Origin of the sequence: Collimonas silvisoli, from assembly GCF_018305005.1 — a bacterium.
Lineage (GTDB): Bacteria > Pseudomonadota > Gammaproteobacteria > Burkholderiales > Burkholderiaceae_D > Collimonas > Collimonas silvisoli.
In genome coordinates this window covers 48676-60716 of the sequence record NZ_JAGQEG010000028.1, presented here as the reverse complement: position 1 = coordinate 60716, position 12041 = coordinate 48676, and the positions used below count along the sequence as shown (strand labels likewise).

15 protein-coding genes are annotated in these 12041 nt (G+C 57.6%); 8 read left to right on the top strand and 7 right to left on the bottom strand.

Features of this window, described 5'->3' with window-relative positions; all coding sequences use genetic code 11:
- The coding region (locus KHU33_RS09905) for a LysR substrate-binding domain-containing protein (protein ID WP_211462676.1) at window positions 1–778 on the top strand (778 nt) is incomplete at its 5' end.
- A 21-nt stretch (window positions 779–799) separates the two neighbouring features.
- On the opposite strand, the gene lepB is transcribed toward KHU33_RS09905, so the two are convergent.
- Window positions 800–1468, bottom strand: coding sequence for a signal peptidase I (lepB, locus tag KHU33_RS09900; RefSeq protein ID WP_211462675.1), 669 nt, complete (start codon window positions 1466–1468; stop codon window positions 800–802).
- Window positions 1469–2137: 669 nt separating this feature from the next.
- Here lepB and KHU33_RS09895 point away from each other — a divergent pair.
- The 4 genes from KHU33_RS09895 to KHU33_RS09880 all read left to right on the top strand — a co-directional run bounded on the left by KHU33_RS09895 (window position 2138) and on the right by KHU33_RS09880 (window position 4497).
- Window positions 2138–2653, top strand: coding sequence for a hypothetical protein (locus KHU33_RS09895; protein ID WP_211462674.1), 516 nt, complete (start codon window positions 2138–2140; stop codon window positions 2651–2653).
- Window positions 2654–2737: 84 nt separating this feature from the next.
- Window positions 2738–3637 (top strand): DNA/RNA non-specific endonuclease, encoded by a 900-nt coding sequence (locus KHU33_RS09890; protein ID WP_211462673.1) that lies wholly within the window; start codon window positions 2738–2740, stop codon window positions 3635–3637.
- A 4-nt stretch (window positions 3638–3641) separates the two neighbouring features.
- A complete protein-coding gene (locus KHU33_RS09885) occupies window positions 3642–3887 on the top strand; it encodes a hypothetical protein (RefSeq protein WP_211462672.1) in 246 nt (81 codons plus the stop codon).
- Window positions 3888–3912: 25 nt separating this feature from the next.
- Window positions 3913–4497: a hypothetical protein gene (locus tag KHU33_RS09880; protein ID WP_211462671.1), complete on the top strand. Its 585-nt coding sequence runs from the start codon at window positions 3913–3915 to the stop codon at window positions 4495–4497.
- A 12-nt stretch (window positions 4498–4509) separates the two neighbouring features.
- Here KHU33_RS09880 and kynA read toward each other — a convergent pair whose 3' ends face one another.
- From kynA to kynB, 3 genes are read right to left on the bottom strand one after another with little or no spacing between them, the layout of a single operon-like run.
- Window positions 4510–5352: a tryptophan 2,3-dioxygenase gene (gene kynA / locus KHU33_RS09875; RefSeq protein ID WP_211462670.1), complete on the bottom strand. Its 843-nt coding sequence runs from the start codon at window positions 5350–5352 to the stop codon at window positions 4510–4512.
- A gap of 18 nt (window positions 5353–5370) precedes the next feature.
- Window positions 5371–6633: a kynureninase gene (gene kynU / locus KHU33_RS09870; protein ID WP_211462669.1), complete on the bottom strand. Its 1263-nt coding sequence runs from the start codon at window positions 6631–6633 to the stop codon at window positions 5371–5373.
- 17 nt (window positions 6634–6650) lie between these two features.
- The gene (gene kynB / locus KHU33_RS09865) at window positions 6651–7295 is read right to left on the bottom strand and encodes an arylformamidase (protein ID WP_230414164.1); all 645 of its coding nucleotides are present in this window, start codon (window positions 7293–7295) and stop codon (window positions 6651–6653) included.
- 123 nt (window positions 7296–7418) lie between these two features.
- On the opposite strand from kynB, the gene KHU33_RS09860 reads away from it, so the two are divergent.
- Window positions 7419–7895, top strand: coding sequence for an Lrp/AsnC family transcriptional regulator (locus KHU33_RS09860; protein WP_211462668.1), 477 nt, complete (start codon window positions 7419–7421; stop codon window positions 7893–7895).
- A 59-nt stretch (window positions 7896–7954) separates the two neighbouring features.
- Window positions 7955–8185, top strand: a complete 231-nt coding sequence (locus KHU33_RS09855) for a hypothetical protein (RefSeq protein ID WP_211462667.1) — start codon at window positions 7955–7957, stop codon at window positions 8183–8185.
- 69 nt (window positions 8186–8254) lie between these two features.
- On the opposite strand, the gene KHU33_RS09850 is transcribed toward KHU33_RS09855, so the two are convergent.
- Genes KHU33_RS09850 through KHU33_RS09840 form a run of 3 tightly spaced genes read right to left on the bottom strand, consistent with a single transcriptional unit; the run spans window position 8255 to window position 10652 of the window.
- On the bottom strand, window positions 8255–8551 hold the full coding sequence (locus KHU33_RS09850) for a DUF6587 family protein (RefSeq protein WP_211462666.1): 297 nt from the start codon (window positions 8549–8551) through the stop codon (window positions 8255–8257).
- Window positions 8548–10392: a ferrous iron transporter B gene (feoB, locus tag KHU33_RS09845; protein WP_211462665.1), complete on the bottom strand. Its 1845-nt coding sequence runs from the start codon at window positions 10390–10392 to the stop codon at window positions 8548–8550. The genes KHU33_RS09850 and feoB overlap by 4 nt, the downstream gene beginning before the upstream one ends.
- 11 nt (window positions 10393–10403) lie before the next feature.
- Window positions 10404–10652, bottom strand: a complete 249-nt coding sequence (locus tag KHU33_RS09840) for a FeoA family protein (RefSeq protein WP_230414163.1) — start codon at window positions 10650–10652, stop codon at window positions 10404–10406.
- Between the two features lie 237 nt (window positions 10653–10889).
- Between KHU33_RS09840 and KHU33_RS09835 the strand changes: the two genes are divergently transcribed.
- Window positions 10890–12020 carry an ABC transporter substrate-binding protein gene (locus KHU33_RS09835; RefSeq protein ID WP_211462663.1) on the top strand — a complete coding sequence of 377 codons (1131 nt, stop codon included), beginning with the start codon at window positions 10890–10892 and terminating at the stop codon, window positions 12018–12020.
- Window positions 12021–12041: the final 21 nt, after the last annotated feature.

Genomic DNA, 12041 nt, shown 5'->3' with positions numbered 1-12041 from the left:
CAAACTGTTCGAGCGCGACACGCGTAACGTCACGCTGACCGCCGAGGGCGAATTGTTTGCCGAAGTGGCGCGCTCGCTGGTCAGCGATATCGAGGCGGCGTTTGCGGACATGAGCGACTATGTGGCCCGGCGCAAGGGGCGGGTGGCGATCGCCGCCTTGCCGTCGCTGGCGGCGAACGGCTTGCCGGCGGTGATTGCCGAATACAAGCGGATTTATCCAGGGATTAGCGTGCAGTTGTTCGACGCCTTGTCGGACCAGTGCCTGGCCATGCTGCGCCAGGGCAAGGTAGATATTGCCTTGACTGCGCCGGGTTCCGGCCTGACCGAGTTCGATACCAAGACGCTATGCAGCGACCCGTTTTATCTGGTGTGCCGCCAGGACCATGCACTGGCTGGCAAGCGTCGCATCCGGCTATCTGATTTAAGCGGCTGCGAGCTGATACATCTGGCGCGCAGCACCAGCGTGCGCCAGCATGTCGAGCTGCTGCTGCGCGGTATTCCGGTGATGAATTCCGGTCTGGAGGTGGAGCATCTGGCCACGGTGGCGGGTTTGATTGAATCCGGGCTGGGCGTCAGCATCGTGCCGGAGCTGACCTTGTTTCAGTTCCGGCACATGAATCTGGTGAGTATTCCAATCGAGGCGCAGGAAGTGGTGCGGCCGATCCTGATCGTGAAAAAGAAAGAGCGTTCTCTTTCTATCGCGGCGCAGGGCATGTCGGAATTGATTGAGAAGCGGCTGCATAACATCGGCAGCCGCGCAGTGGGCCGCAAGCGTTGATACAACTAACTAATTAACTAATTAATGCAGCTGCATGCCGAAGCGTTCGGTTCTTGGCAGCCAGTTACCTTTGATGTCGGCCGATACCAGCACGCGTTCGGCGCGTCCGATCAGCAATTCGCGCGGCACGAATCCGAAATGGCGGTAATCGCCGCTGTTGTCACGGTTGTCGCCTAGCATCAGGTAGTGATCCTGCGGTACCGTTATCGGGCCGAAATTGCGGTTGGCGTTGACTTGCGGCAGCAGCTGGATTCGGTGTTGTTCGGCGCCCATCTTTTCGTTCAGGCGCAGGGCGACCAGGGCGCCGCCTTGTTCGAGCGGCTCGGGGGCTGTGCCCAGCTTGGCGTAGCTGGCTTGATGGCCGTTGATGATTATTTTTTCATTGCGCATTTCGACTGTGTCGCCGGGTAGCGCAATCACGCGCTTGATGAGCCTGGTGTCGTCGAGAGGGGAAAAGAAGGTGACGATGTCGCCGCGTTTGGGTTCGCCGAGATGGCTGATGACGATGTTGGTGAGCGGGACTTTGAGATTGAATGCGAGGCGGTTTACGAATACTACGTCGCCTTCCAGCAGGTTGGGGCGCATGGAGCCGGAGGGGATTGGGTTCCAGTCGGCGACTGCGGTGCGGAAGATGCCGAATAGGAAAAGGAATAGCAGGAATCCCTTGTTGAGACGTATCCAGTTTTTCATTTTTCTTCTGCCTTTCATTGGTTGCTGATGTTTTGTCATCTAGCTTATCCGGTCTTGCGATCTGGGTAGTATGCCACTTATTTCTTTTACGATTCTTTACTCGCCACGGATGTTGTTTCACCTATGCTTTACGCCAAAATGGCTACGGTAATAGTTAACCGGGGTCAGAGTTTTTTTTCGCGGGTTTTGCGAAAATTACTCTGACCTCGATTAACGGACCACGGAGTACGTGCCGTTGCATCCGATGATCGGTCGCTGTTACTTAAAACGTTTGCTACTTCGTGGATGCATGCCGGGGGTAGCCCGGCGGCTACTCACTTTCTTTTGCTTCGCCAAAAGAAAGTAAGCAAAGAAAAGGCGACCGCAAAGCCGTTGCCTTCCCTTCGGTCAGGTCCCCAAATGAGAGAGCGGTCAGCCGGGTGGAGAAACCAACTCGCCTTCGGCTCAAACATGTTTCCCCACAATTCCCGGCTGCCCGCTCTCTCATTTGGCAACGTCCCAATGCGGGGCAAGTCAAAAGCAACGGCAACGGCAGCTTCAACAGCAACTGCAATGTCAAAAGCAACAGCCTTGTTTTTTTGCCGCTGCGCTTTGTACTATACAATTCGGGCTTGCCGGCTTTTTTCCGGTGTCCTTTCTTGTACCCCTATTAGCAGCGAAGCACCCGCAATGACAGATAATTCCGCTCCAACTCCCGACGAACACGATGACGCTGCTGGCGGCGATCAGAAAACCCAGGAACCGCGCTTGTGGCGGGACGATGGCTGGACTGCGCGCATTATCAAGAACGACGATGATGACGGCTGGGCGGTGGCGATGATCAAGGATGGGGAACCGGAACCGGCGTTGATAGGGCCTTGGACCATGGGGCGCGATAAAAAAAATCCGAAGCCGCTGGATGCTTCGGCTTTTATCACGCTGGTCAAGACGGCGTCGGAATTCGTGCGTCGGCACGAGCAGCAGTTGCATGCGATGCTGCATAAGAGCATTGTCGTCAGCGACGCTGAGGCAACGCTGAATGTCACACTTGATATTGTTCCCGACGACGATTTTCCGTATGCCTTGCTGACCGCGCACAATGCCGACGGCGAGCAATTGGCGCAGGTGCGGGTGGCGGCGACTTTCAAGCTCAGCCAGAGTAGCGCAAGCGCTTGGGTTGCCAACGAATTTCGCACGCCGCATTGAAATCGCCGATAGAAATCCTGGGATAGTGCTTGGAGCGATTTAAGTAAAACCTTATACTGTGCATTTATACAGTTTTGGTGAGCAATGCTGCACAAGTTACGTCTCTTTTTCCTGCTTTTCTTTCTCAGTTCCGCGGTTTTTGCTACAGATTGCCCATCGCATTACGCCGCCGGTCTAGCTCCCCAAATTCTCAACGACAAGCTGGCGCGCCAGACGCAGGAGTTGTGTTACCAGGCTTTTGTCGTCATGCATTCAGGAATCACGCGCACGCCTTTATGGTCGGCGGAACACTTGACGCGGAATAATATCGAGGCTGCCCGCACGCTGTCGCGCGAAAACTCCTTTCATCCCGAGCCGGCCTTGCTGATCAATGGCCGTGCCGAGCTGAAAGACTATGCGCGTTCCGGTTTCGATCGCGGCCATATGAGCCCTAACGGCGACATGGCGAACCGCACTTCGCAGTATGAAAGTTTTAGTCTTGCCAACATGATTCCGCAGAATCCGCAGAACAATCGCCATATCTGGGCCGAGATCGAGAGCGCGGTGCGGCGTCTGGCGGTGAAAGACGGCGAGCTGTATGTGATTACCGGACCGGCTTTTCTCGGCCAGGATCTGCAAAAGATCGGCAATGTGCTGGTGCCGACTTATCTTTATAAAGTAGTCTATAGTCCGAGGAGGCAGCAGGCCGCCGCCTATTTCATCAAGAACGAGGACACTTCCCACTATCAGGCTTTGTCGGTGACACAACTGGAAAATACCTTGCGCATCGATTTTCTGCCGGGTGTGCCGAAGCGTGTCAAGGATGTGGCAATGCCCTTGCCGGGAGCTGGCGCCGGACAGCACGGCGCCAGGAGTGCGCCTGAAAGAGCAAGGGAGCCGGCCGCGCAGGTTAAAAAAATAGAAGCGGATTTGCTGTCTACGTTGTTCAACGATGTTTTGAAAATGCTGCTCAATTTCGTCACAAACCTGATACATAAAGGATAGTCACATGTCTGAATTTATTCCGTTCGCCGATGAAAGTGCAACGCTCTCCATCGGCAAGTTGACTGTTGAGAATCGCCTGGACCGGGTCAGCTTGTATGGTGATCTCGATCTGACTCTGGATCAGCGCGGACTGGAGCAGGCCAAAGCCCTGCAATCCCTGGCCAATCGGGTGGTGGAACAACTTGAATCGAGGACATTGCCGGAGGTTCTGGCCGTTGCGCCTGTAGTCAAGGTAAGCAATCCGTTTTAAATGAATGATGAATGAGGCGGGCAAGATGGATGACACAACAGCCGACGCAGGGTTAAGCACGGTCGGCATGCTGGGCAACGGCGCGCCCGCCAGCCAGGTGCTGGAGGCGGTGGCGATGCGCAAGCACGGCGATCCGGCTTGGGCGCCGTTTCATTACGAGAAAATTTCCGAAACCGAATATGAAGTCAGCGGCGGCGTGCCGGCCGTGATCGGCGTCGTCAAGAAATGGCCCGGGCCGCATAGCTCGGTGCTGGTGTCGATGGATGAAATCAGCCAGGAACAGCAAGCGCGATCCCCCTTGGAAGTTGTGCCGGCTCTGCCGCAACAGGAGCTGGCCCAGGCTGCGCAGCGTCAGCCATTGCCGGATAGCGGACCGAATGCTACCGCGCCAAACTACCTGACGGTGGTGCTGCAGCTGCCGGCCGATGAACAAGGCCGCAAGCGCATCTGCAATGCACTCAGCCTGGATGCGGATTTTTTCGGCGCCAAGGTAACGGCAACCTCGCTGGCCGACGAGATTGCCGTCAATCAGTTGCTGGAACTGCGTTGCGAACCGGCCGATGTGCAAGATGTGCGGGCACGCGTGGCAAAACGTCATCAGGGTGTGTGAGGGTCGGCCGCCTCAGAGCGAAGTCCGCAACGAAAACAACTCCGGGAACAACACCACATCCAGCATCATCTTCAAATAGCCGGCGCCCTCGGTGCCGCCGGTGCCTTTTTTGAAACCGATGATGCGCTCCACCGTGGTCAGGTGGCGGAAGCGCCAGTAGCGGAAAGAAGTTTCGAGATCGACCAGTTTTTCGGCCAGTTCGTATAGCTCCCAATGCGTGTCAGGTGCTTTGTACACCGCCAGCCAGGCAGCTTCCACCGAGCTGTCGGCGGCGGTGGCGTGGCTCCAGTCCTGGCTCAAGCGCGCTGGGTCGACCGCCAGGCCGGCACGCGCCATCAGCATCACCGCTTCGTCGTAGATCGAGGGTTGCAGCAATGCATCTTGCAGCCGTGCATACGACTCGGGTGAGTGCTGATGCACCTGCAACAAGGCAGGATTCTTGTTCCCCAGCAGGAATTCGATCTCCCGATACTGAAACGACTGGAATCCGGACGATTGGCCGAGGTAAGGGCGGATCGCGGTGTATTCCGGCGGCGTCATGGTCGCCAGCACATCCCAGGCGTGCACCAGCTGGTCCATGATGCGCGCCACCCTGGCCATCATCTTGAACGCCGGCGCCAAATCGTTATTGCGCATCTGCGCGCGCACCGCGTGCAATTCGTGCTGCATCAGTTTCATCCACAGCTCGCTGGTCTGATGCTGGATGATGAACAGCATTTCATTGTGATTCGGCGAGCGCGGCCGTTGCGCCGACAAGATCTGGTCCAGCGCCAGGTAATCGCCATAACTCATGCTGTCGCCGAGATCCATCCGGGCGCCGTGCCATGACTCTTTGGGGTTGAATGGGCATTCCATTTCGTCACTCCTGAACAATTAGGTTACCGCTTCTTGTGGCGCATTGATTTCGTAATCCTGGTCCGCCAGAATCCGGTGCAGGGTATCGACCGCATCCCAGACGTCGGTGAACTGCGTGTACAGCGGCGTGAAGCCAAAACGCATCACTTGCGGCTCACGGTAATCGCCGATGACGCCACGGGCGATCAGTTCGCGCATGACGGCGTAGCCGTGCGCATGGGTAAAGCTGACGTGGCTGCCGCGCTGCTCGTGCGGGCGCGGCGTGACCAGCGTCAGGCCGAGACCAGCGCAGCGGCTTTCGACCAGGGCGATGAACAGATCGGTCAACGCCAGCGATTTGCGGCGCACGGCTTGCATATCGGTTTGCGCGAAGATATCGAGGCCGCATTCCACCATCGCCAGCGAGACGATCGGCTGAGTGCCGCACAGCGCGCGGCGTATGCCTTCGGCCGGCGCGAATGTCGGCTGCATGGTGAACGGCGCGCGGTGGCCCCACCAGCCGCTCAACGGCTGCCGGAATTGCGCGTGATGGCGCGGCGCGATCCAGGCAAAGGCCGGTGCGCCGGGGCCGCCGTTGATGTATTTGTAGGTGCAGCCCACCGCAAAATCGGCATTTGCCGCGTGCAGATCCAACGGCACTGCGCCTGCCGAATGCGCCAGATCCCAGAGCACCAGCGCGCCTTGTTCTTGCGCGGCTCTGGTGACGGCTTGCATGTCATGCAGATGGCCGCTGCGGTAATTCACATGGGTCAGCATCAGGATTGCGGTTTCGGCATTCACGGCGGTACTCAGTTCTTGCGGCGTGTCGATCAGGTGGATGCGATAGCCGCGATCCAGCCATTCGGTCAAGCCTTGCGCCATATAGATATCGGTCGGGAAATTGTCGCGTTCGGTGACGATTACCTTGCGGCTCGCTGCATCCGGCTTGGCGGCCTGGATCTGCAAGGCGGCGGCCAGCAGCTTGAACAGATTGATGGAGGTGGAGTCGGTGACCACCACTTCATTTTCGGCGGCGCCGATCAACGGCGCCAGTTTGTTGCCGAGCCGGCTCGGCAGCTCAAACCAGCCGGCCTTGTTCCAGCTGCGGATCAGGTCCTTGCCCCATTCTTGCTGGATGACTTGCTGTGCGCGTTGCAAGGCCGCGTGCGGGCGCGCCCCTAGCGAATTGCCATCCAGGTAAATCACGCCTGGCGGCAAATCGAACAAGCAGCGCAGCGGTGCCAGCGGATCGTTTTGATCCAGGGTCTGGCAGTCTGCGCGGGTCTTGATGCGGTTGGTCATAGTTGTATTCCTGCAGATTAGAGAGAGCGCAAGATGGCGCGCACCGGACTGGCGTCCATGCCGGCCAGGCGTAAAGGCAGGGCAATCAGTTCATAGTCGCCGGCGTCTATCGCATCGAGCACGATACCTTCCAGGATGGCCATGCCGTGCTGCCTGACGGCGTGGTGCGCCAGCAAGGTTTTGGAATCCTGCGGATCGAGTGAAGGCGTATCGATGCCGATCAGGCGTACTCCATGTTGCGCCAGCAGCGTGATGGTTTCTGGCGCTACCGCCGCAAACGCCGCGTCCCATTGTTCTTGCGGCGCGCTGGCGTAAGTGCGCAGCAGCACCCGCGGCGGCAGCTTTGCCAACGCATGGGCAATGTCCTGCGGTGTAACCGGTGCGGCGCCTATGCAATGGATCACGCGACAGGGGCCGATATAGGCATCCAGACCGACCTGGTCGATGGTCAGGCCTTGCGCATCGTAATGGCTGGGTGCATCGCAGTGTGCTCCGGTGTGGGTGGACAGCATGATACGGCTGACATGCACTGGGCAGCCGTCGCTGATTTCCCAGGTGGTCTGCGCGCTGTAGGCAGTGTCGCCCGGCCACACCGGAATCCGGGCGGACAGAGCGGGACTGATGTCCCAGATGGGTTTTGAGGTGGCGATGGCTTTCTCCAATGCTGAATCAGACGAATTATTTTAGGCGAGCTTGCTGGAATTTTTCTACGAAATTAATAGATGGTTTACATATTATCTAGAATAAAATTAAGAATATTCAATTGATATTGAAAGATAATTTCAATGCAGCTCGATACCATCGATTTAAACATTCTGACCTTATTGCAGCAGAATGGCCGGATCAGCAACCAGGATCTGGCGGAACAGGTTTTCCTGTCGCCATCGTCGTGCTTACGGCGCGTGCGGATTCTGGAGGAAGAGGGCGTCATCAGCCGCTACAGCGCCGTGCTGAATCCGGAAAAACTGGGGTTGGAGCTGGATGTATTCGTGCAGGTGACGATGCGGCGCGATGTCGAGAGCTGGCATGAGAATTTCATGCAGGCGCTGCAGAATTATCCGGAGGTGGTGGGTTCTTACATCATCACCGGCGATGCAAACTACCTGTTGCGGGTGAAGGCGCGCAATCTGAAGCACTATTCCGCTTTTGTGTTGGAAAAGTTATATAAAATACCGGGCGTGCAAGATATCCGCTCCAATATCGTGTTGCAGGCGATCAAGGAAACCTATGAGCTGCCGCGTGAATTGTTGCGCGATGCTTGAGGCGCTGTGTTCTTGGCGTTACCCGGATAATGAATAAGCTCGCAATTTAGATTGAAATCATGGCAAAGACGATTGAAGAAGTTTTGGCAAGACAAAAAGAAGGCGCGCAATTCGTGCTGTCGGCGCCGCTGCTTGGACTGGAGCTGGAGGATTTCGATACGGTTGCCAAGATTTGGGTGGCAGAGGGCGGTCCGGGATTCAAGGTTGCCGGTGTGCCGCATCGGAAGTGTGTCGATGGCGAATTTTTTATCGACCGGGTGACGGTGCTCAAATTGCCGGCGCTCTCGTAGTGCGTGGGGGCGGCGTCTGATAATCGTCCAGCAGGCCTCCTCGCCGCTTAAAAACAGTTTCCCTGATTTTTATTCGCGTGAGCGTTCGCGGAACTGCAACGGTTGTTGAGTAGCGGTGGATGCCGAACCGCATCCGGTGGAGCACGAGCCGCAACCGCTGCCGCATCCTCCGGCAGATGCGGCCGGCTGCAGGCGCTTGCCGATCGCGCGCAACGCAGTTGGTCGAGAAGCGGCGCTCAGGGCGTTCGCCAATGCCGCTTGCCAGCGTTGGCTGGTGGCTGGCATCAGGCGGCGGCAGGCGTAGAGCAGGCTGGTGATTACGGCGACGCCGATCACGATGGCTTGGATTACGAGAAATGGCGTCATGTCAGGAGCTTCGTAATTTGGTAGGTGAGGAAAGCCGCAAGGTAAGCCAGGCCAAACAGGTAGGTGCTAGCGACGGCGACAATCTTCCAGGAATTGGTTTCGCGCCGCATCACTGCCAGTGTCGACATGCATTGCGGTGCAAACACGTACCAGGCCAGCAGCGCCAGCGCAGTCGCCAACGACCATTGATGGGCAATCATCGGCCCCAGTTGCGAAGCAATCATGTCTTCACCGCCAGACATGGCATATACAGTTCCCAGTGCCGACACGGCAACTTCGCGCGCTGCCATGCCTGGCACCAGCGCAATGCAGATCTGCCAGTTAAAGCCGATAGGGGCAAAGATGTATTCCAGCAGATGGCCGATCCTGCCGGCCAGGCTGTAATCGATGGCCGGCATAGTCGCGCCTGGCGGCGGGCCGGGGAAGGTCGATAGGAACCACAGCAGTACGGTCAGCGCCAGGATGATGGTGGTGACCCGGCGTAAAAAGATCAGCGCTCGTTCCCACAGGCCGATGGCGATGTTGCGAGGGCTGGGCAAGCGGTAGGACGGCAATTCCATCAGCAATGCATGCTCGCTCTTGTCCTTGCGCACGCGCTTGATGACCCAGGATACCGCCAGCGCGCTGACGATCCCGGCCACGTACAGTACGAACAGGACGATGCCTTGCATATTGAACAGGCTCCACACGCTGCGGTTCGGAATGAAGGCGGCGATCAGCAGTGTGTATACCGGCAGCCGTGCTGAGCAAGTCATCAGCGGCGCCACCAGGATGGTGGTGAGGCGATCGCGCGGGTCTTGAATGCTGCGGGTGGCCATGATGCCAGGAATGGCGCAGGCAAAACTCGACAGCAGCGGGATGAAGGAACGGCCGGTGAGGCCGGCCTTGAACATCATGCGGTCGAGCAGGAAGGCGGCGCGCGGCAGATAGCCGGATTCTTCCAGCATCAGGATAAAGAAAAACAGAATCAGGATTTGCGGCAAAAATACCAGCACTGTACCCAAGCCGCCGAAGATGCCATCACTGATCAGGCTGCGTAGCAGGCTTTCCGGCATCGCAGCGGCAACCCAGGCGCCGACTGCGCCTACGCCGGCCTGGATGCCTTGCATCAGCGGCTGCGCCCAGGAAAAAACCGCCTGGAAAATAAAGAACATGATGGCTGCCAGCAGCGCCAGTCCGAATGCCGGATGCAATACCCAGCGATCGACCGCATCGTCGATTACCGAAGTGTTGCGCGGCATGCTGACCGCCGCCGCCAGCATGCTGCGCACTTCTGCGTGCAAGTCGTCGTCGGCGCTGCCGCTTGCTGGCGTTGGAGCCGGGGCAGCGGCCTGATCCAGGTGTTGGATCAGCGCGCGCGCGCCGCCGCTGCGTACCGCCACGGTTTCAATTACGGGAATACCGAGACGACGTTCCAGCTCTTCGCGGTCGATGGTGATGCCGCGTTTGCGGGCGGCGTCCATCATGTTCAACGCCAGCACCACGGGCCGGCCCAGCCGTTTGACTTCCAGTACAAACCGCAGGTGCAGGCGCAGATTGGTTGCATCCGCCACACAAACCACCAGATCCGGCAACGCTTCGCCGGGCATCTGGCCGAGGCAGACTTTGCGGGTAATCATCTCATCCGGGCTGGTTGCTTCCAGGCTATACGCGCCGGGCAGGTCGAGCAATTGGAACACGCGTCCGGATGGTGCGGTGAAGCGGCCTTCCTTGCGTTCTACCGTGACGCCGGCATAGTTCGCCACTTTCTGGCGGCTTCCGGTCAATTGGTTGAACAGGGCGGTCTTGCCGCAGTTGGGGTTGCCGACCAGGGCGATGCGGAGGGAGGATGCGCTAGACATTATGCGGGGATTCAGACAGCTGGATGAGCAGGGGTGACGTGGACCCGGTGCGCCTCGGCGCGACGCAGGGCAAAACGGGTGAAGCCGATCTGTATCATCAGCGGATCGGCGCCGACCGGGCCGCGCGCCACCAGGCTGACGGCTTCGCCGTGGACAAAACCCAGTTCGCGCAGGCGCTTGGCAATCGGGTCTTGCTCCAGCACGTCTTCTACATGCTCAATCACTGCGGGCGTAAACGGCGTCAAATCACAAAGTCTCATACAAAAGCCATGATCAATAATGATTCTCATTATATACATTCATGGCTATTTATACCCGCCAGCGCACAAAACAAGGTTGACTTGCTTGACAGCATTACCCCCTTTGCGTTTAACTTGGCAGAAATTTTTTGCGCTGCAACAAATTTCATCGGCGATTTTCGGTAGCGCTAACATCGATTGTGTCGAATTTTGCAATGTTCTTCAACTTTATTATCTAAACGAATAATCGGATTTCGCATGCGACTTCATAAACTACTGCTCCTGTCATCCCTGCTGTTGGCAAGCGCCTTCTGCCGCGCTGAGACCGGTGTCACCGCCACCACCATTACTCTCGGCCAGTCGGCCGCGTTTACCGGACCTGCCAAGGAGTTGGGTAAGGGCATGCATGACGGTGCCCAGGCGTATTTCGATCAGGTCAACGCCAGCGGCGGCGTGTTCGGCAGAAAAATCATTCTGAAGACGCTGGACGACGGTTATGAACCGGACCGCGCGGCTGCCAATACCAAGCAGTTCATTGAACAAGACGAGGTACTGGCCTTGTTCGGGTATGTCGGTACGCCCACCTCGAATGCCTCGATTCCAGCAGTGACCAAGGCCAAGATGCCATTTTTCGCGCCCTTTACCGGCGCTCAATCGCTGCGCGAACCTTTCAACCGGAATATCTTCAACATCCGCGCCAGCTATTTTGCCGAGACTGAAAAAATCGTGCAGCAGATCACCACCCTGTCATTGAAGCGGATTGCAGTCTTCTATCAGAATGACGCCTATGGCAAGGCTGGCCTGGAGGGAGTGACACAGGCATTGAAGAAGCGCGGCATCGAGGTTGCCGGCTTGGGCACGGTCGAGCGCAATAGCGTGGACGTCAGCGATGCGGTCGCCAAGATCCGCCAAAGCAAACCGCAGACGGTGATCCTGGTGTCGGCCTACAATTCCAGCGCTGCTTTCATCAAGGCCATGATCGCCGCCGGCAGTCCGCCATCGTTCTGGAACATTTCGTTCGTCGGCAGCCAGCAGCTGGTGAACGCGCTGGGCAAGGATGCCAGCGGGGTGCAGATTGCACAGGTGATGCCGGCGCCTTGGGATGAAGTGAATGGCATCGTCAAGGAGTACCGCAAATACTATCTGCAAGACGGCAAGAAAGAATGGGATTACGTCAGCATGGAAGGTTTCATTGCTGCCAAGGTTTTGGTGGAAGGCCTTAAACGCGCCGGCAGCAATTTGTCGCGCGATGGCTTGATCCGGGCCTTGGAAACCGTCAACCATTATGACGCCGGCGGCTATTTCGTTACCTTCAGCCCAAGCAATCACAACGGCTCGGAGTTCGTCGATTTGACCATGGTTGCCAAGAGCGGCAGATTCCTGCACTGATTTAGCCGGATAGCGCTGTGA